This window comes from Microbispora sp. CA-102843 (genome assembly GCF_050936215.1).
Classification (GTDB): Bacteria; Actinomycetota; Actinomycetes; order Streptosporangiales; family Streptosporangiaceae; genus Microbispora.
The window spans coordinates 2,504,191-2,522,725 of sequence record NZ_JBNJNF010000001.1 but is presented as its reverse complement, the minus strand read 5'-3'; the positions used below and the strand labels follow the sequence as shown (position 1 = coordinate 2,522,725).

At 72.7% G+C, this 18,535-nt stretch carries 20 protein-coding genes; 11 read left to right on the top strand and 9 right to left on the bottom strand.

Translation table 11 applies throughout. From position 1 onward, the window contains the following. Positions 1–8 precede the first annotated feature (8 nt). The gene (locus ACQEVJ_RS11930; RefSeq protein ID WP_433100147.1) at positions 9–1,106 is read left to right on the top strand and encodes a cation diffusion facilitator family transporter; all 1,098 of its coding nucleotides are present in this window, start codon (positions 9–11) and stop codon (positions 1,104–1,106) included. 36 nt (positions 1,107–1,142) lie between these two features. On the opposite strand, the gene ACQEVJ_RS11925 is transcribed toward ACQEVJ_RS11930, so the two are convergent. From ACQEVJ_RS11925 to ACQEVJ_RS11915, 3 genes are all read right to left on the bottom strand, one after another. Continuing rightward, positions 1,143–1,982 carry an SCO6745 family protein gene (locus tag ACQEVJ_RS11925; RefSeq protein ID WP_433100145.1) on the bottom strand — a complete coding sequence of 280 codons (840 nt, stop codon included), beginning with the start codon at positions 1,980–1,982 and terminating at the stop codon, positions 1,143–1,145. 47 nt (positions 1,983–2,029) lie between these two features. Beyond that, on the bottom strand, positions 2,030–3,586 hold the full coding sequence (locus ACQEVJ_RS11920) for an ABC transporter substrate-binding protein (protein ID WP_433100143.1): 1,557 nt from the start codon (positions 3,584–3,586) through the stop codon (positions 2,030–2,032). A 121-nt stretch (positions 3,587–3,707) separates the two neighbouring features. Further along, positions 3,708–3,878: a hypothetical protein gene (locus ACQEVJ_RS11915; RefSeq protein WP_433100141.1), complete on the bottom strand. Its 171-nt coding sequence runs from the start codon at positions 3,876–3,878 to the stop codon at positions 3,708–3,710. A 131-nt stretch (positions 3,879–4,009) separates the two neighbouring features. Between ACQEVJ_RS11915 and ACQEVJ_RS11910 the strand changes: the two genes are divergently transcribed. Then, positions 4,010–4,333: a YciI family protein gene (locus ACQEVJ_RS11910; protein WP_357049553.1), complete on the top strand. Its 324-nt coding sequence runs from the start codon at positions 4,010–4,012 to the stop codon at positions 4,331–4,333. Continuing rightward, positions 4,330–5,565: an RNA polymerase sigma factor gene (locus ACQEVJ_RS11905; RefSeq protein WP_433100139.1), complete on the top strand. Its 1,236-nt coding sequence runs from the start codon at positions 4,330–4,332 to the stop codon at positions 5,563–5,565. Before ACQEVJ_RS11910 ends, ACQEVJ_RS11905 begins: the two co-directional genes overlap by 4 nt. 72 nt (positions 5,566–5,637) lie before the next feature. Here the strand turns inward: ACQEVJ_RS11905 and ACQEVJ_RS11900 are convergent, their stop codons facing one another. Together ACQEVJ_RS11900 and ACQEVJ_RS11895 are read right to left on the bottom strand one after the other, a co-directional pair. After that, positions 5,638–6,681: a hypothetical protein gene (locus tag ACQEVJ_RS11900; protein WP_433100137.1), complete on the bottom strand. Its 1,044-nt coding sequence runs from the start codon at positions 6,679–6,681 to the stop codon at positions 5,638–5,640. A gap of 24 nt (positions 6,682–6,705) precedes the next feature. Then, positions 6,706–7,329 (bottom strand): TetR/AcrR family transcriptional regulator, encoded by a 624-nt coding sequence (locus ACQEVJ_RS11895; RefSeq protein WP_433100135.1) that lies wholly within the window; start codon positions 7,327–7,329, stop codon positions 6,706–6,708. A gap of 151 nt (positions 7,330–7,480) precedes the next feature. Here ACQEVJ_RS11895 and ACQEVJ_RS11890 point away from each other — a divergent pair, with 151 nt between their 5' ends. From ACQEVJ_RS11890 to ACQEVJ_RS11870, 5 genes are all read left to right on the top strand, one after another. Further along, positions 7,481–8,113: a maleylpyruvate isomerase family mycothiol-dependent enzyme gene (locus ACQEVJ_RS11890; RefSeq protein WP_433100133.1), complete on the top strand. Its 633-nt coding sequence runs from the start codon at positions 7,481–7,483 to the stop codon at positions 8,111–8,113. Positions 8,114–8,271: 158 nt separating this feature from the next. Beyond that, positions 8,272–9,534, top strand: a complete 1,263-nt coding sequence (locus tag ACQEVJ_RS11885; RefSeq protein WP_433100131.1) for an endo-1,4-beta-xylanase — start codon at positions 8,272–8,274, stop codon at positions 9,532–9,534. Between the two features lie 114 nt (positions 9,535–9,648). Next, on the top strand, positions 9,649–10,047 hold the full coding sequence (locus ACQEVJ_RS11880; protein WP_433100129.1) for a YciI family protein: 399 nt from the start codon (positions 9,649–9,651) through the stop codon (positions 10,045–10,047). Further along, a complete protein-coding gene (locus ACQEVJ_RS11875; RefSeq protein ID WP_433100127.1) occupies positions 10,044–11,333 on the top strand; it encodes an RNA polymerase sigma factor in 1,290 nt (429 codons plus the stop codon). Before ACQEVJ_RS11880 ends, ACQEVJ_RS11875 begins: the two co-directional genes overlap by 4 nt. A gap of 222 nt (positions 11,334–11,555) precedes the next feature. Then, entirely contained in the window at positions 11,556–12,191 is a 636-nt protein-coding gene (locus ACQEVJ_RS11870) for a LysE family translocator (RefSeq protein WP_433100125.1), read from the top strand. Positions 12,192–12,243: 52 nt separating this feature from the next. On the opposite strand, the gene ACQEVJ_RS11865 is transcribed toward ACQEVJ_RS11870, so the two are convergent. Beyond that, complete coding sequence (locus ACQEVJ_RS11865) at positions 12,244–12,705, bottom strand: MarR family winged helix-turn-helix transcriptional regulator (protein WP_433100123.1); 462 nt, start codon at positions 12,703–12,705, stop codon at positions 12,244–12,246. Between the two features lie 78 nt (positions 12,706–12,783). Between ACQEVJ_RS11865 and ACQEVJ_RS11860 the strand changes: the two genes are divergently transcribed. After that, positions 12,784–13,602, top strand: a complete 819-nt coding sequence (locus ACQEVJ_RS11860) for an alpha/beta fold hydrolase (RefSeq protein WP_433100121.1) — start codon at positions 12,784–12,786, stop codon at positions 13,600–13,602. Positions 13,603–13,807: 205 nt separating this feature from the next. On the opposite strand, the gene ACQEVJ_RS11855 is transcribed toward ACQEVJ_RS11860, so the two are convergent. Then, complete coding sequence (locus ACQEVJ_RS11855) at positions 13,808–14,455, bottom strand: response regulator (protein WP_433100119.1); 648 nt, start codon at positions 14,453–14,455, stop codon at positions 13,808–13,810. Continuing rightward, positions 14,430–15,578: a sensor histidine kinase gene (locus tag ACQEVJ_RS11850; RefSeq protein WP_433100117.1), complete on the bottom strand. Its 1,149-nt coding sequence runs from the start codon at positions 15,576–15,578 to the stop codon at positions 14,430–14,432. The genes ACQEVJ_RS11855 and ACQEVJ_RS11850 overlap by 26 nt, the downstream gene beginning before the upstream one ends. A 193-nt stretch (positions 15,579–15,771) precedes the next feature. On the opposite strand from ACQEVJ_RS11850, the gene ACQEVJ_RS11845 reads away from it, so the two are divergent. Together ACQEVJ_RS11845 and ACQEVJ_RS11840 are read left to right on the top strand one after the other, a co-directional pair. Then, positions 15,772–16,527, top strand: coding sequence for an ABC transporter ATP-binding protein (locus tag ACQEVJ_RS11845; RefSeq protein WP_433100115.1), 756 nt, complete (start codon positions 15,772–15,774; stop codon positions 16,525–16,527). After that, a complete protein-coding gene (locus ACQEVJ_RS11840) occupies positions 16,524–17,336 on the top strand; it encodes an ABC transporter permease (RefSeq protein WP_433100113.1) in 813 nt (270 codons plus the stop codon). The genes ACQEVJ_RS11845 and ACQEVJ_RS11840 overlap by 4 nt, the downstream gene beginning before the upstream one ends. A gap of 22 nt (positions 17,337–17,358) precedes the next feature. Here ACQEVJ_RS11840 and ACQEVJ_RS11835 read toward each other — a convergent pair whose 3' ends face one another. After that, positions 17,359–18,453 carry a winged helix DNA-binding domain-containing protein gene (locus ACQEVJ_RS11835; protein ID WP_433100109.1) on the bottom strand — a complete coding sequence of 365 codons (1,095 nt, stop codon included), beginning with the start codon at positions 18,451–18,453 and terminating at the stop codon, positions 17,359–17,361. Positions 18,454–18,535 lie beyond the last annotated feature (82 nt).

Sequence of the window (18,535 nt, the reverse complement as noted above, 5' to 3'; positions counted from 1 at the left end):
TGGGTGCCATGAGCCAGCGACAGGCCGGCCCCGGGCATGGACACGGCCATGGACACGGGCACGGGCACGGGCATGAGCGTGGTGCGGCGACACTCCGCGCGCGGGTGGCGCATCTGCTGCGCCCGCACTCGCACGAGCCCGCCGACAAGATCGACCCGGCGATGGAGTCGTCGGCCCGGGGGATGCGCGCGCTGTGGGTGTCGCTGGCCGGTCTCGGCGCGACCACGCTGGTCCAGGCGGTGGTGGTGGCCCTGTCGGGGTCGGTGGCGCTGCTGGGCGACACCCTGCACAACGCGGCCGACGCCCTGACCGCCGTGCCGCTCGGGATCGCGTTCCTGCTCGGCCGCCGTCCGGCCACCCGCCGCTACACCTACGGGTACGGACGGGCCGAGGACCTGGCCGGCGTGGTCATCGTCGTGACGATCGCCGCCTCCTCGATCGCCGCGGCGTACGCCGCGATCGGGCGGCTCCTGGAGCCGCGAGAGGTCTCCCACCTGGGGGCCGTCGCGGCGGCGGCGCTGGTGGGCTTCGCCGGGAACGAGCTGGTCGCCCGCCACCGCATCCGCGTCGGGCGTGAGATCGGCTCGGCGGCCCTCGTCGCCGACGGGCTGCACGCCCGCGCCGACGGTTTCACCTCGCTGGCCGTGCTGGCCGGCGCCGGAGGGGCGGCCCTGGGCTGGACCTGGGCCGACCCCGCCGTCGGCCTGCTCATCACGGTCGCGATCCTGATGGTGCTGCGGCAGGCGGCTCGGGAGGTGTACCGGCGACTGATGGACGCCGTCGACCCCACTCTCGTGGACCGCGCCGAGGCGACCCTGCGGGGCACCTCCGGCGTGCTCGACCTGGGCGAGGTGCGGCTGCGCTGGATCGGTCACCGGCTGAGGGCCGAGTGCGAGGTCATCGTCGACCCGGCCGCCACGGTGGTGGAGGCCCACCGGGTCGCGGCCGAGGCCGAGCACAACCTGATCCATGCCATTCCCCGGCTGACGGCCGCCATCGTGCACGCCGATCCGCTGCCCCGCGACGGCGTGGACCACCACGCCGTCCTCGACGGCCACCGGCACGACCATCCTCCGGCCGGCCTCGTCGGGCACCGCCCCGGCTGACCCGTACGGACCAGGCGGCCGTCGGGTGGCGGCCGTTCAGGGGCGGGGCATCGCCATGGCGTTGGGGAAGGGCACCCCTCCCCCGTCGATGATCCGGGTGGCGAGCGGGCGCAGGAGGTGCGCGAGCCGGGCCGCGCCTGCCTCGCCCAGGGCGTCCGTCGGCGCCCCCGCGAGCCGTTCGGTGGCGGCCTCGACGGCGTCGCGCTCCTGCCGGCCCTTCTCGGTCACGGCTCCCTCGCGGTCGAGGACGCCGCGCTCACGCAGCCGGTCGGCCGCGGCCCGCCACTCCTCCTCGGTCCACCCCCGGTAGGCCCGCTGCTCGGGCGGCACGAGCCCGAGCGCCGAGGCGACGACGTTGGCCTCGCAGCCGTCCACCCCCGCGGTGACCAGGGCCGCAACGTGCCCGTCGCCGCGGAACTCGCGCAGCGCGGTGAGCGCGTGCCACAGCGCCGCGAGCGGCTCGCCGGGCGGCGGCAGGGCGGCGTGCGCCGCGAACAGCACCCGCCCGGCGGCGGGGCAGGCCTCCACCGCGCGACCGGCGAGGTCGGCGGCCTCCCGCACGTCCGGGTGATCGGCGAGGTCGCCGAGCAGGCGGCGCAGGCACCGGCCGGCCACCTCCAGGCGCGCCGCCAGCACCTCCTCCGGCGGGCAGAACCGCCAGGCGTCGGGGATCGCACGGGCGACCATCGACGGGGCGAAGTTGTAGAACGCGGCGGTCACGACCTGCGGGGAGACCGGGCCGAGCGCGGCGGACCTGGACGCGAAGTACCCCATCCAGAAGCCCTTGAGCCCCGCAGCGGCGTAGACCTCCTTCGCCTCCGGCGCGAAGTACACCGGTGCGTGGCAGCACTCGATGAGCCGCCAGATCTCGTCCATGCCCGCCAGGCTAGATCACCGCGCCTGCTCGGTGAACGGTGAAGGTGTCAGGCGGGCCGCACCGAGACCGGGTCGAGCCAGCCGAACGGCGTCAGCCTGGGCGCCGCGATCCTGCGCGAATAGCCGGCCTCGTACCGGTAGAACCACAGCGGGATCGCCGGCATGTCCCGGACCAGCATCGCCTCGGCCCTGCGGTAGAGCCCGATCGCCTTGCTCCGCGACACCTTCCGGTCGGCCGCGCGCAGCAGCGCGTCGAACCGCGGATTGCGGTACAGCCCGTAGTTGTACACGCCGCCGGAGGCGAACTGCGGGCCGAGCACGTTCTGGGTGTGGGGGAAGTCGAGCTGCCAGCCCATCCGGAACATCCCCTTGAGGGTGCCCTTCGAGGTCGCCCGCTGGAACTCGTCGAACGTCTTCACCGTCTTGGGGACGATCTTCACCTCGCCCTTGAAGACCTTGTCGACACTCGCGGAGACCGCCTTCACCCACTCCCCGTACCCGACGCCGTCGGCGTTGTAGTAGAGCGGGATGCTCGCCGGCGTGCGGAAGCCCTTCGCCTTCGCCCGGGCGAGGTACTTGCGCGCGAGAGCCGGGTCGTAGCGGCAGAACGTGCCGCAGGCGCCGGGCTTCGCGCCCTCGGCGGTCGGCGGGACGAACGAATCGGCCGGGGCCCGACCGCCGCGGAAGACCTTCCGGATGATCGTCTTGCGGTCGATGGCCATCGAGACCGCCTTGCGGAGGTCCGCGTTCGTGCCCAGCCGGAGCGGAACGCCGATCTCCTGGACGGTGCCGATCACGGGATTGATCACCCGCCCGTCGAGGTCCTCGGCGACACGCAGCGCCGCCACGGCCGGCACCTGGAAGATGAAGTCGAGACGGCCGCCGAGGATCTCTGCGTAGGCGGCCTCGTCGCTCGAGTAGGCCCGGTAGGTGATCTTGCCCACCCGCGCCTTCGCCCGGCCCGCGTAGCCGTCGTACCGCTCCAGCACCGTCTCGGTGCCGGGCGCCCACCGGACCACCCGGAACGGCCCGTTGCCGACGGGCTTGCGCTCTAACGACATGGGGCGCTTCAGCGCGGAGTCGGGCAGCGGCGAGAAGGCGACGTGGCCCAGCTTCTGCGTGAACGGCCCGAACGGCCGCTTCAGCTCGATCGTGAACGTGTGGTCGTCCACGACCCTGATCCCGGACATGACGCGGGAGCCGTACCCCTTGATGTCCTCGAAAAGGAACGCGTTGCCGGACCTGCCCGCGGCGGCGGTCTGGTTCCAGGCGTCCACGAAGTTGTGCGCCTTCACCTCGGTGCCGTCGTGGAATTTCCAGCCCGCCCGCAGCCTGACCGTGAACCGGCGGTTGTCCTGGGTGCTGATCGACCGTGCCATCGCGTACGTCGCCCGCGAAGTGCGGGGGTCGTACTCGACGAGCCCGGTGAACAGGGCGTCGAGCACGTCGCCGCCGCAGACGCCGGCCTCGCCCAGGGTCAGCGGCCCGTACGGCGAGCAGGTGGACACCGTGACGGCTGTGCCGGACTCGGCCCGCGCAGGCGCGGGGACCGCCAGCAGGCAGCAGACGAGGGGAAGGACCGCCGCGGCCGAGCGGGAGACCACCTGTTTTCACCTCCGGACCCGAAGAGGTGATCATCCTAGTGGCCCGGCCCGGGACGTCACCAGCGCCCGCAGGAAGCTGCAGGTCGCGTGGTGTTCCCCGCCGCCCGGTGCTCGTACGCCGTCACGAGGCGAGCAGGTCGAGGAGGAAGCCGACGACGAACAGGGCGAAGGCGAGCCAGCGCAGCAGGTGGAACGGTCGGGTCCGGTCGATGCCGAAGGCATCGCCCGTCCAGCCAGACGGACACCACGTCGAGAAAACCGGCGTCGCCGAAAGCTGCCGCCGTTCCCCCATCAACGATCGGCAGGGACAGATCATGCATGGTGGGGGACGCCCGCGGCATCGTGCGAATGCCTCGGGGTGTCCTTTCCGGCCCGTCCCGTTCGTCGGACCGACATGATGGGATACCGGCCCGAGGAGGACGGATGAAGTACGTGCTGCTGATCTGCGGCGACGAGTCGGCGGCGGAGCACGCCGACGACGGGTGCGGCGGATGGTCGGAGGAGATGGCGGAACGCGGCGTGCTCCGGGGAGGCGCCGGGCTGCGCCCGCCGAGCGACGCCACCACGCTGCGGGTGCGCGAGGGCGAGGTGCTGCTGTCGGACGGGCCGTTCGCCGAGACCAAGGAGCAACTCGGCGGGTTCTGCCTGATCGAGTGCGCCGACCTGGACGAGGCCATCGAGATCGCCGCCGCCCATCCCGCCGCGGCGTACGGGACGATCGAGATCCGGCCGCTTATAGAACTATGACGCCCTCGGTCGAAACCGCCGTCGACCTGGCCTTCCGGGAGGAGTGGGGGCAGGTCGTGGCCACCCTCATCCGCTGGACCGGCGACTGGGACCTGGCCGAGGAGTGCGCGCAGGACGCCTTCGCCCTGGCCCTGCGGACCTGGCGGCGCGACGGCGTGCCGCGCCGGCCCGGGGCATGGCTGACCACCGCCGCGCGCAACCGGGCCGTGGACCGGCTGCGCCGCGAGGCCACCGGCGCCGCCAAACTACGGGAGGTTGCGGGCGTGCTCAGGACCCTTGACGGCGACGCCGGCGACGAGCCGGGCGTGCCGGACGACCGGTTGCGGCTGATCTTCACCTGCTGCCATCCGGCGCTCGCGCTGGAGGCCAGGGTGGCGCTGACCCTGCGCACCCTCGCCGGGCTCACCACGACCGAGATCGCGCACGCGTTCCTGGTCGGCGAGCAGACGATGGCCAAGCGGCTGACCCGCGCCAAGCAGAAGATCAGGCACGCGGGCATCCCCTACCGCGTGCCACCCGCTCACCTGCTGCCCGAGCGCCTCCCGGCGGTGCTCGCGGTGCTGTACCTGCTGTTCAACGAGGGCTACTCGGCGACGGCCGGCGCCGACCTCGTACGGCACGACCTCGCGTCCGAGGCGCTCCGGCTGGCCCGGGTGCTGGTGCGGCTGATGCCGGACGAGCCGGAGGCGGCGGGCCTGCTCGCGCTGATGTTGCTGCACCACGCGCGCCGCGCCGCCCGCCTCGACGAGGCCGGCGACCTGGTCGTGCTGGAGGACCAGGATCGCGGCCGGTGGGACGCCGGCCAGATCTCCGAGGGTGTCGCCCTGCTGGACGGCACGCTGCGGCGGGGGCGGCCCGGCCCCTATCAGGTGCAGGCCGCCATCGCCGCCTGCCACGCCACCGCCGCCCGCCCGCAGGACACCGACTGGGTACAGATCGCCGTGCTGTACGCGCGGCTCGTGCGGCTGGTCCCGTCGCCCGTCGTGGAGCTGAACCGCGCGGTGGCGGTCGGCATGGCGGACGGCCCGGCCGCGGGCCTGGCGCTGGTCGACGCCCTGCGGGAGACGGGCGCCCTGGCCGGTTATCACCTGCTGCCCGCCGCCCGCGCCGACCTGCTGCGCCGCCTGGGCCGTACGGCCGAGGCCGCCGACGCCTACCGGGAGGCGGCCGGCCTGGCCGCCACCGACGCGGAGCGCCGCTACCTCGCCCGCCGCCTCGCCGCCCTCGGCTGAAGCCGACGCTCCCGTCAGCGCCCGGCTTGACGGCGCCCGGCTTGACGGCGCCCGGCTTGACCGCGCCCGGTGTCAGCCCCGGTAGCAGTCCGCCAGGGCGGTGAAGGCGGCCTTCGGCTCCCAGGGCATGCCGGGGTAGGCCGTGCCCGAGCGCCCCTCCAGGACCTTCACCACGCCGCAACTGGCCATGTCGAGGTCCTCGCGGGGATCGTCCCGATGCGGCAGGTCGTAGCGGGCGAAGGTGTACCAGAAGGCCGTGTCCACCCCCTCGGCATCGAGGATCCCCAGCACCTCGCGCAGGTAGGCCGCCTGCTCGTGCTCGTCGCGGACATGGTCGCCGGTCAGGCCGACCGGCCCGCCGTCATCACCCCACTCGACGATCGAGTCGCCGCGCTCACCCAGGTCGGCGGCGCCGCGGTGGGTGACGCACCCGAACTCGGTGACCGCCACCGGCTTGCCCTGTGCCCTCCCCTGCGCGACGAAGGCGCGGATGTTGTCCCGGTAGTGGGCCGCCGTGGCGGCCGACCGGTAGCCGGCGTCGGTGGCGATGATGTCGAAGGGCGTCCAGTCCACCTGTTCGAACGGGATCGAGCAGTAGCCGATCCGGCCGCCGAACCGCTCGCGGGCGACCGCGACCGCCTCGCGGAGGAAGGTGTTGACGCGGCCGGGCACCAGGGGGAGCACCTCCCGCAGGCTCTCCGGCCGGGTCAGCAGGGGGATCCGGTCCCGGAACGTCGCGCCGGGCAGGAACCCGTCGGTGAACAGGCTCAGCTCCGAACCGGTGACCAGCACGACCTCCGCGCCCTCGCGCCGCAGCCGCTCGCCGTGCTCGGCGCAGTCGGCGATCATGGCGAGCAACTCGGCGGCGGTGATGTCGCAGGTGAACGGGCACAGCCACACCTCCAGCCCGGCCGCGGCGGCGCGGGTGGCGGCGGCCTTGAGCCGTCCGGGGTCGCCGCCCGTGATCCGTACGGCCGTGCAGTGCAGATCCTCACGGATGACACGCATCTCCCGTTCGACCACGTCGAGGTCGAAAGGCTCCCGGGTGCTCCGCCCGGCGGCGCGGGCGGCCGCGTCCGCGAAGCCGGTGTCGTAGTTGATGCCCTTGCCGTTCATTCCGGCTGTTCCTTTCCGAACGATTCAGGGATTCCGCGGGCCCTCGGGCAGCGCGGCCGACAAGACACAGGACAGGGCACGGCGCAGGACGGCGGCGAAGGACTCGGTGTTGCCGGGTTCGAGCCAGTGCCGTCCCGCCACGCGGACGGCGCCGGTGACCGCGGCGGCCATGACGGCCGGGTAGACGTCGCGTGCGGGGTCGGTGCCGGTGCGCGCCGCGATCGCCTCGGCGAGCGGCCCCTCCGCCATGCGGAACGCCTTGAGCGCCTCACCCTCCAGTTCGGGCGTCATCATGATCATGCGCAGGCCGGCCTTGTCGGGCTCGGGGTCGGTGTAGAGCTCGATCACGGCCGCGGTGACGGCCTGGTCCAGCGGCTCCCCGGCGGGCCGGGAGCGCAGCGCCTGCCCGGCACGTCTGGACTGGTCCGCCTGGAAGGAGCAGATCGCCTCCTCCCTGCTGGAGAAGTAGTTGTTGTAGGTGCGGGGCGAGACTCCCGCGGCCGTGGCGATGTCCTGCACGCGGACGAGGGCCAGCCCGTGGGGACCCTGCTCGATGGCCAGGCGCAGCGCGGCCTGGCTGATCGCCTCCCGGGTGGCCTGCTTGTTGCGGGCCCGCAGGTCCATCGCGCCGTCGTTCACAGGGTTCACAGGATTTACAGGGTCCACAGCGCGACTCTAGACGATGTTGCGTGACGCGCACAACATGCGTGCCACGCAATCAGCCTTGGGTGTCCTATGCGAGCCGTGCCCGTTCGTCGGGAGGGCGTACCGACGGACACGACCGGAAGGGCGACGACGAATGGACGCCGATATTCGGCAGCAGATCGCGGCGGAACGCCGTGAACTGGCACGCCTGCTGAGTGAGTTGCCGCCGCAGTCGTGGGACGCGCCCTCGCTGTGCGCGGGGTGGCGGGTGCGGGAGGTGGTGGCCCACATGACGACGCCCTACCGGCACTCCGGGGCGAGCGTGCTGGCCGGCCTCGTCAGGGCCCGGGGGAACTTCGACCGGCTGGCCGACCGGCTCGCCCGCCGGGACGCGGCGGCGCTCGGCCCGCGAGAGCTGACCGCGTGCCTGCGGGACAACGCCGAGCACCCCTGGCGGCCTCCGGGCGGCGGCTACGCGGGCGCGCTGTCTCACGACGTGATCCACGGCATGGACATCACCGTGGCGCTCGGGATCGACCGGCGGGTTCCCGGCGACCGGGTGCGCGTCCTGCTCGACAACGCGCTGTCCCCACGGAGCCGCAAGTATTTCGGCGTCGACCTGGACGGCGTCGAACTGCGCGCCGACGACGTCGACTGGTCGCTCGGGACGGGCACCCCGTTGTCCGGCGCGGCGCAGGACCTGGTGCTGGTCCTGTGCGGCCGCCGGCTGCCCGAGGGACGGCTGCGCGGCGAGCCCGCCGCCCGCTTCACCCACGTCACCCGCTGAACGCGCTACTTCGGCCGCTGATCGCACCGATCAGGAGGTCTGTGCGCTTTCGAGCGTCAAGAGCGTTAACGTGCTCGGAATCACAGACCTCTCCGGTCGGAGCGACGAGGCTCCCGGAGAGGCCTCCTCCACCCTGACATCCCCCTGGAGGCCGTCCCATGCCGCGTCCCGTCCCGGACCCCGACCCGCTGATCAGGAAGCACCGCACCGCCGGCGCCACGCTCACCGTGACCGCGAACGGCACGCCCCTCGCCGATCAGGAGGTGGTCGTCGCGCAGCGCCGGCACAAGTTCCTGTTCGGCTGCATCGGGTTCGACTTCATCCCGCTGGCCAACGGCGAGACCGCGACGGACGTGGGCGAGGCCCCGGCGGCCGGGTCGCGGCAGGTCGCCGACCTGTGGTTCGACCTGTTCAACTTCGCCACGCTGCCCTTCTATTGGGGGCAGTTCGAGCCGGTCCGGGGCCGTCCGGACACCGAGCGGATGCTCACCACGGCCCGGTGGTTCGCCGACCGGGGCTGCGTGGTCAAGGGGCACCCGCTCGCCTGGCACACCGAGACCGCCGGCTGGCTCACGGACCTGTCGAACGCCGAGATCGCCAAGGCCCAGGTGGAGCGGATCCGGCGCGACACGACCGACTTCGCCGGCGTCATCGACATGTGGGACGTCGTCAACGAGGTCGTGATCATGCCGATCTTCGACAAGTACGGCAACGGCATCACCCGGATCTGCCGGGAGATGGGCCGGATCCCGATGGTCCGGATGGTCTTCGACGCGGCCCGCGAGGCCAATCCCCGCGCCACGCTGCTGCTCAACGACTTCGACATGTCCGCGGCGTACGAGTGCCTGATCGAGGGCGTGCTGGAGGCGGGTATCAAGATCGACGTGCTCGGCCTGCAGAGCCACATGCACCAGGGCTACTGGGGCGAGGAGAAGACGCTCGCCACGATCGACCGCTTCGCGCGGTACGGCCTGCCCATCCACTTCACCGAGACGACGATCGTCTCCGGCCACATCATGCCGGAGGAGATCGTCGACCTGAACGACTACCAGATCCCCGAGTGGCCGACCACGCCCGAGGGCGAGGCCCGCCAGGCCGACGAGGTCGTGCGCCACTACAAGACCCTGCTGTCCCACCCGGCCGTGGAGGCCATGACGTACTGGGGCCTGTCGGACGGCGGATGGCTCGGCGCGCCGGGCGGCTTCGTCCGCGCCGACGGCACCCCCAAGCCGTCGTACGACGCGCTGCGCTCGCTCGTCAAGGGCGAGTGGTGGCTGCCCCCGACGACGATGGTCACCGACGCGGACGGCCGCGTCCGTTTCGACGGCTTCCTCGGCGAGTACGAGATCACGGCCGGCGGCCGGACGGTCACGTTCACGCTGGACGAGCCCGGAGACGCCAAGGTGGCCGTGTCCCTGTGAAATCGGCTGCGAGAAATTTTTGAGATTTCCGCGGAAGGATGTCGAGAATCGGGGAGCCGGCTTCTACCCAGGGGTGAGCGCGCCCACGAGGGCGGGCGACAGGAGGAGCGAGACATGAAGTACATGCTGCTGATGCAGTTCGGCCCGCAGAGCGGCCTCCCCTCGATGGACACCTGGTCGCCGGAGGACATCAAGGCGCACATCGAGTTCATGCACGACGTGAACCGCGGGCTCGTCGAGGCCGGTGAGTTCGTGGACGCGCAGGGGCTGGCGATGCCCGACCAGGCGCGGGTCGTGCGGGCCGGCGAGGGCGGCGTCCCCGTCGTCACCGACGGCCCGTTCCCCGAGACCAAGGAGTTCCTGGTCGGCTACTGGATCATCGACTGCGAGGGGCCGGAGCGTGCGTACGAGCTGGCGGGCCACATCTCGGCCGCGCCCGGCCTGAACGGCGAGCCGCTCAACATGCCCATCGAGGTGCGGCAGGTGATGGCGGCCCCGCCGCAGGAGCTGTGAACGCTTCGCACCCGCACGTCGACGACCTGCTGCGCCCGCTGGCGCCGCAGGTCGTCGGCGTGCTCACCCGCAGGTTCGGCGACTTCGACGCCGCCGAGGACGCGGTGCAGGAGGCGCTGCTCGACGCCCTCGCCCAGTGGCCCGCCGAGGGCGTGCCGGACAACCCGAAGGGCTGGCTCGTCCAGGTCGCGTACCGGCGGATGATCGAGCAGGTGCGGGGCGAGCAGGCGCGCCGCCGCCGCGAGGAGCTGGTGGCCGCGCGGGCTCCCGCCGACCGCTGGACCTCCCCGGCGGCCGACCGGGCGCGCGAGGCGGACGGGGACGACACGCTCGTCATGCTGTTCCTGAGCTGTCATCCCGCGCTGACGCCGGCGTCCGCCATCGCCCTGACCCTGCGCGCCGTCGGCGGGCTGACCACGGCCGAGATCGGCAAAGCCTTCATGGTGCCCGAGGCGACGATGGCGCAGCGGATCAGCCGGGCCAAGCAGCGCATCAGGGCGTCGGGGGTGCCGTTCCGCATACCCGAGCCGGAGGAGCGCTCCGCACGGCTCGCCTCCGTGCTGCACGTGCTCTACCTCATCTTCAACGAGGGCTACGCCGCCAGCGGCGGCCTCGGCCTGCACCGCGTCGAGCTGTCCCACGAGGCGATCCGGCTGGCCAGGACGCTGCACCGCCTGCTGCAAGGTCTCCCGCACGGTGACTGCGAGGCGGCCGGGCTGCTCGCGCTGATGCTGCTGACCGACGCCCGGCGGGCCGCCAGGACCGGCCCGGGCGGCGTCCCCGTCCCGCTCGCGGAGCAGGACCGCGGCCTGTGGGACCGCGAGGCGATCGCCGAGGGCACCGCGCTGCTCACCGCCGCCCTGCACCGGGGCGCCGCCGGGCCCTACCAGATCCAGGCGGCGATCGCCGCGGTGCACGACGAGGCGGCGACGGCCGAGGAGACCGACTGGCCGCAGATCCTCGCGTTGTACGGCCTGCTGGAGCGCATGTCGCCCAACCCGATGGTCTCCCTCAACCGCGCCGTCGCCGCCGCCATGGTGCACGGCCCCGCCGCCGGGCTGGCCCTGCTCGGACCGCTGGCCGACGGCCCGCTGGCGGGGCACCACCGCCTGCACGCGGCGCGCGCGCACCTGTTGGAGATGGCCGGCGACCTCACCGCGGCCGTCGAGGACTACCGCGCGGCGGCGAGCCTTACGGCCAGCCTGCCCGAGCGCGGCTACCTGACCGCCCGCGCCGCCCGTCTCGGCGCCTCTCCGGGGCCCGGACACCGGGCCGACGGGACGTGAGGCGCCGCCACCGCTCCGCGCCGCCGTGACCACCCGGTTCCTCACCAACGTCTCAACGGGACCTGTCACGAAATGCCGGGTCCGCAGCCTGGTCCCACGTCCGCCGGGGCCGTTCTACACGGACGTGACGGCGCTGTCCTCCTCCGTCGGCAGGCTGCGCCGCAATCTCAGCACGTGGATTGCGGCGGCGGACCGGCGTCCGGAACCGTGAGGATGAGTGTCATGGTCGACCTTTCCCTTTACCTGGCCTTCGTCGTCGCGGCGGCGGCCCTGTGCGTCGCGCCTGGCCCCGACATGATGTTCATCGTGGCCATGGGCGGGCGCGGCGGTCCGGCCACCGGCGTGCTGGCCGCCGTAGGTGTGGCCTGCGGCGCCCTGGTGCACGCCCTGGCCGCGATGTCCGGACTGTCGGCGCTGTTCGCGCACCTGCCGGTGCTCTACCACGTGCTGCGGTGGGCGGGCGCCGCCTATCTCGTGTACCTCGCGGTCAAGGCGTTCCGTGACCGCGGCACCGTCGGCGATGACGAGGTGCCCCTGACCGGCCCCGATCCGCGCCGCCCGCGCGCCTTCTGGCAGGGCATGGTCACGAACCTGCTCAATCCCAAGGTGATCCTGTTCAACATCGCGTTCCTGCCGCAGTTCGTGAACCCGGCCCTGGGCCATGTCACCGTCCAGTTCCTGATCCTCGGGCTGACCCTGGTGCTGCTCGGCCTCGGCGTCGACGCCACGGTGGGCGCCCTCGCGGGACGGCTCGCGGCGCTGCTCCGGCGCAGCCGCCGGTTCGCCCGCGGCCTGAACGTCGTCAGCGGCTCCGTCTTCGCCGCACTGGCCGTCCGGCTGGTGACCTCCCCGGATTAGAGCACCCGGTGGCGGCCGGCCCACGGCGGTCCGGCCGGTTGGTCCCCCGTCGTCAGGGACGGCGGGGAGCCGATCCCGGCGCGAGGCGGCGTACGAGGAACTCGAGCGCCGCGACGACCTCGGCGACCCGCGCCGGGTCGTCGGTGCCCAGAGCCGCCGCGAGGGGTCCCTCGACACCGGCCGCCCGCACGGCCTCCACGCGCGCGGATCGCCCGGGCGCCTGCCTGATCACTATCCGGCGGCGGTCGTCCGGATCGGGGGCCGTCACGACCGCCCCGGCCTCCTTCAAGCGGGCGACGGCCCCCGACACCGCGCTCTGCGGCAACCCCGTGCGAGACGCGATCTCCCCGACCGAGGTCTCCGGATGGGCGCGCAGGTCGGCGACGACAACCAGCACCGTCCGGACACTGGCGGCCTGCGTCGTTCTCGACGGGGTGATGTCCTCGATCGGCATGGCCTCTTCGCCGATCTTCATGAGAGTCCTGCCGAGCAGGAAGAGGTCGACTCCGTTCACCGCCCCAGAATACATCAAAGTTGATGCATCAGATTTGATGGACTATCGTCCGGGTCACCCGATCCGAGAGGACGACGCATGAACGGCATGCTCCGCACGAACGGCGCCACCGTCTACTACGAGGTGCACGGCGCCGGGCCCGTGCTCCTCATCTCGCAAAGCGGGGAGGGAGACGCGGACCGCACCACCGACCTGGTCCGTCAGCTCGCCGGCGACCACACCGTGATCACCTACGACCGGCGCGGCCTGTCCCGCAGCAGCCTTGACGACCCCGCCGGCGGCGCGACCATGGCCGACCATGTCGACGACGTCCACCGCCTGCTCGCCGCCGTGACGGACCGGCCGGCGCACATGCTCGGATGCAGCTTCGGCGCGGCCATCGGGCTGCACCTGTCCGTCGAGCATCCGGAACAGCTCGGCACCCTGATCGCGCATGAGCCGGTCGTCCCCGGTCTCCTGCCCGCCTCCGAACGCGTCCGTCACGTGCGGGAGCTGGAGGAGCTGCAGCACCTCTACCGTGAGCGCGGCCTCGCCGAGGCGTTCGTCAAGATCGCTGAAACGCTGGGCATCGACCCCGTCGCCCAGGACACCGAGCCCGGACTGACCCCACATCCGTTGAACGACCGGCGGCGGGCCGGCTTCGACTTCTTCATCCGCAACGACTTCACCGCGATCGCCCGCGACACGCTGGACGTCGCCGCGCTGAGGGACACCCCGGTCCGCGTCATCCCGGCCTTCGGCCGCACCACGCCCCGGCACGTCTTCGACTACCGCTGCGCACAGGAGCTCGCCGTATTCCTCGGTGTCGAGGCGCGGGAGTTTCCCGGCGGGCACAACGGCAACACGACCCACCCCCGCGCGTACGCCACGCGCATCCGCGAACTCCTCGCCGCCTGAACTCCTGGCCGCCTGAACTCCTGCCCGCCTGAGCTCCTGTTCCGTCGCCGCCACCGGCAGGACGCCCGCCGATTCGCCGGCAGCCAGCCGGTCGGGAAGACACACGCGGGAACCACCGGGGGCTCCTCTGCGGCTCCGCTGTAGCTCTCTTGAGCGCTCGAAGCCTCCGGACGCCGGGTGCGTAGCGTGTCCGGGCGCGTGGTGCTCACAGGAGACCCGCGTCGCGCACCTTCATCGCCACCTGGACGCGGTTGTCGGTGCCGAGCTTGGCGAAGATCCTGGTGATGTTCGCCTTCACGGTGGCGACGCTCATGTAGAGACGTTCGGCGATCTCGGCGTTCGACCTGCCGTGCGCCACCTCGACCGCGACCTCGAGCTCGCGCTCGGTGAGCCTGCCCAGCTCCTCCCGCGCCCGGGAAAGGCCGGGCCCGGACCCGCCGGTCGCCGCGGCGATCACCTGCCGGGCGACGCTCGGCGACAGCACGGGCTCGCCCTTCGCCACGGCACGGACCGCCTCGATCATCCGAGGTGGCGGGGTGTCCTTGAGCAGGAAGCCGTCCGCGCCGAGCCGCAGGGCCCGCAACACCATGTCGTCGGCGTCGAACGTGGTGAGCACGAGGATCCGCGGCGGATTCGGCTGGGCCCGCAGCAGCTCGGTGGTGGTCAGCCCGTCCTGGTTGGGCATCCGGATGTCCAGCAGCACCACGTCGGGGCGCAGGTCCCGGATCACGTCCATGGCGCGCAGCCCGTCCTCGGCCTCGCCGACGAGGTCGAAATCGGGTTCGCCGCCGAGGATGAGACGCAGCCCGGTCCGCACCATCGCGTCGTCATCCACTATCACCAGCCGGGTCACGATCCACAGCCTCCCACGGCAATCGGACATCAAGGATGAATTGCCCGTTCTGGATCGTATGGCTGAGAGTGCCGCCGGCCATCCTCGTCCGCTCCGCCAGGCCCACCAGGCCCAGCCTGCCCCCTGGGCCGGGGGCCGAGCCGGGGCGCGCGGGGTTCGTCACCCGGATCCGCAGGCCCTCCCCCGGCCGTCCGCCGAGTTCGGCGGTGACCCGGGCGCCCGGTGCGTGCTTGCGCGCGTTGGTCAGCGCCTCCTGCACGATCCGGTAGGCGTGCCGGCCCGTCTGCGCGGGCAGCGACTCCCTGCCGTCGATGCTGTCGTCCACCTCGACCCGCTGGCCGGCGGCGCGGACCTCGCCGAACAACGCGTCCAGATGGGCCAGATCGGGCTGCGGCGCCTCCACGGCGCCGTCGTCGCGGAGCGTGCGCAGCACCGTGCGCAACTCGTTGAGCGACTGGTGCGCGTTCTCCTGGATGGCCAGCGCGGCCTCGCGCGTCTGCTCGGGGCCGAGGTCCGTCCGGTAGGCCAGGCCGCCGGCCAGCATCGCCAGCAGGGAGATCCGGTGCGCGAGCACGTCGTGCATCTCCTGAGCGATCTTCACCCGTTCCGCCAGCCGCGCCTGGTCGATCCGCTGACGCTGCTCACGCTCGGCGGCCCGCGCCCGCTCTCGCAGGGACAGCTCCAGGTCGCGCCGTCCCCGCAGGTAGAGGCCGAACACGGTCAGCCCGCCGAGGACCGTCAGCCCCGAGACCGAGGAGACGACCGTGGCCTGGTCGATGCCGCCCCAAGCCCCGCTGACCAGCAGGCACACCACGGACACCACCGCGACCGGGATCGTCCGGCCCCATCGGCGATGGGTCACCAGGGACACGTACGCGACCTGCGCGGGACCGGTCGCCGTGGCCGAGAAGGTCGTCAGCAGGGCGGTCGCCAGCGCGATCTGCCACGGCCACCGGCGCCGCCACCGCATCAGGACCAGCCCGATCAGGCCGAGCGTCGTGTCGATCAGCGCCTGCGGGAGACGGTCGCCGTCGTGCAGGACGAGCCAGGCCAGCACCGTGCCGTGGAAGAGCATCGGCACCGCGGCGCACAGGTAGCGCAGCGCGACGCCCTGCCTGTCCAAGGGTGGCTGGTAGTCCGGTCGGCCGTGCACAGCCCCACAGCTTAGGGACCACCGCGAACAGGTTTTAGCGACCTGGGTCGACCTGTGGACAGCCGCGGGTATCGCCCACGGGCGAAAGGCCGGGCCCCGCGTCGAGACGCCCCGGACCCCGGTGCGATGCGGCGGGCTCCGCCCTCGCGGTGGACTGGGCAGCGTGATCGAGTTCAAACACGTCAGCAAGATCTACGGGAAGGTGAAGGCGCTCGACGACGTGACCTTCACCGTCGGGGCCGGGAGCGTCACCGGCTTCCTGGGACCCAACGGCGCCGGGAAGTCGACGGCCCTGCGCATCCTGGTGGGGCTCGCCCGCCCCTCCTCCGGCTCGGCGACCGTGCTCGGCCTGCCGTACGCCGAGATGGCCTGCCCGGGCCTGCGGGTCGGCACCCTGCTCGACGCCGGGGCGCAGCATCCGGGCCGCACCGGCAGGGAGGTGCTCACGCTCGGCGCGATGACCCTCGGACTGCCCCGGACGCGGGTCGGCGAGGTGCTCGACCTGGTGGGGCTGACCGAGCGGGAGAGCCGGCGGACGATCGGCGGCTACTCACTCGGGATGCGGCAGCGGCTCGGCATCGCGCACTCCCTGCTCGGCGCTCCCGAGGTTCTCGTCCTCGACGAGCCCGCCAACGGGCTGGACCCCCAGGGCATCCACTGGATGCGCGGCCTGCTGCGCGACCTCGCCGAGGCCGGATGCGCCGTGCTGCTCAGTTCGCACCTGCTGCACGAGGTGGAACAGGCGGCGGACCGCATCGTGATGATCGGCCGTGGACGCGTGCTCGCCCAGGGCACGGTCGCCGAACTCAGCCAGGGCCGTGGCCTCGAAGAGACCTTCCTCGAACTGACCGCGCACGCGGACCGGAGCCCGGGCGCCGACGCGTTGCCCGGCATCGACGCGGGCCGGGGCGCCGCATGACCCGCGCCGCGCACCACCTGAACGACATCGCGGGGGCCGGACCGAGCCCCGTCACGAAGGACGACGACATGACCGCCGACACGCCGATCCCGTTCCACAGACTGCTCATCGTCGAAGCCCGCAAACTCGTCGACACCCGCAGCGGCAAGATCATCGCATTGGTAATGGTCGCCCTGGTGGTCGCGTCCGTCGTGGCGCGCGGGGCCGTCGTCGGGCCGAAGCTGCAGACCCTGGTGGGCACGGCCGGCATCGCCCTCGGCACCCTGCTCCCGGTGCTCGGCACCCTGACGGTGACCGGCGAGTGGGCGCATCGCACGGCGCTGACCACCTTCGTGCTCGAACCGCGCCGCCATCGCGTCCTCGCCGCCAAATGCCTGCCGCCCCTGCTCGCGGCGGTGGCGCTCTCGCTGTTCGCCATGCTGGTCGCGGTGCCGGTCACGGCCGTCGTGGCCGCGGTCAGGAACATGCCCGCCACCTGGGAGGTCCAGCCGCTCGGACTGCTCGGCTGGACCGGGGGAAACGTCCTCGTGGCCGCGGCGGGCCTCGCCCTCGGCGCGCTGCTCCTCAACGCACCAGCCGCGATCGTGATCAACCTGTCGACTCCGGTCCTGTGGGCCGTCGTCGGCAGACTCGGCTCTGCCGGCGCGACCCTCGCCGAGTGGTTCGACCTCAACACCACCGGCACTCCCCTGATGAACGGCGACATGACCTGGAGCGAGGGCGCCCGGCTCGCGGCGTCGGTCGCCTTCTGGATCGTCCTTCCCATGGCCGCCGGCCTGGTCCGCGTGCTCCGCAAGGAGGTGACCTGACCGGCCCCGCCGCGAGGGTGGGCTACAGCCGATCAAGGAGCATGGCGATGCGGTCGGCCTCCTCGGCCAGGCGGTGCTCCGGCACCGGTTCGAAGAGCTCGACGACCGGACGCCCCTCCTTGGCCTCCCAGACGCCCGTCACCCGGCCCTGATGGACGACCACGGGCGAGATCCACCCGGCCGTCCGGCTCACCTTGGGCCGCACGGCCTTCGGCAGGAGCGGTTCGAGGTCGCGCGGCGCGCCCAGGATGAACTGGTCGAAGCCGGGGAGCAGATGCACCTCCTCCGACGGCGGGCAGGCCAGCAGGTCGTCGAGAAGCTCCGCCGGCAGCACGGCGGGCATGCCCTCCACCTCGACCTGCGCGAGCTCACCCTCCAGCTCCCGGAACCAGCCGCGCAGCACGGCCTTCGGCGTGGCGCCGCGGAACAGCCAGGTGTCGAACATCCCGGGGGTGGCCGGGCCATGGGTGCCAAGAAACGCGCGGAGCACCCGCACTCCCCCTTCCTCCGGCGAGAGCGCCTCTCCCCGGCCGCCCGGCAGCCAGCCGGCCGGCGTGGCGAAGGTGACCCTGCCGTCACGAGGCGGGCCGTAGCACAGCTCGCCCAGGAAGCTGAGCGGCTTGAGCAGCGCGCCCCAGCCGGACGTGAGTGCCTCTCTCAAGTGGGCGTCCCCGGTCACCTCGATGACCGCCTCGACCAGTTCCTCGCGGGTCAGCACCCGGCCGGACAACGCGCGCGGGACGGCGTCCACGACGGCCTCGATCTCCCGGGTGGACACCCCGTGGCCGCGCTGCCAGGAGGCTTTCTCCCAGAACCGGTGTGACCCGAGGGCGGCGAGGTAGGCGGGGAACTCGTCGGCCGGGAGGAGGTGGAGCGTGCCGCGCATCGTCCAGGTCTTGACCAGCGTGCGGTCACGCCACAGGGCGTCCTCGATCTCTCCCGGACGCGGGCTCGCGTGCCGTACGGCCACGGCCAGCGCCGCCGACGAGGCGACCTGCGCCTGCACCCCGCACAGCCGCCGGGCGATCGCCACCGCGTCGCCGCCGCTCGCGGGCGCGACGAACTGCCGTCTCAGCCTCCAGGCGAGCACCTGCGCCCAGGTCGTCTCAGCAACCACGCCACCCTTCTACACCTCGGGTACGACAAGTCGCGCACCCCCGATGCGCGCGGTCGTGCGGCCCGCGGCAGACGAACCACGG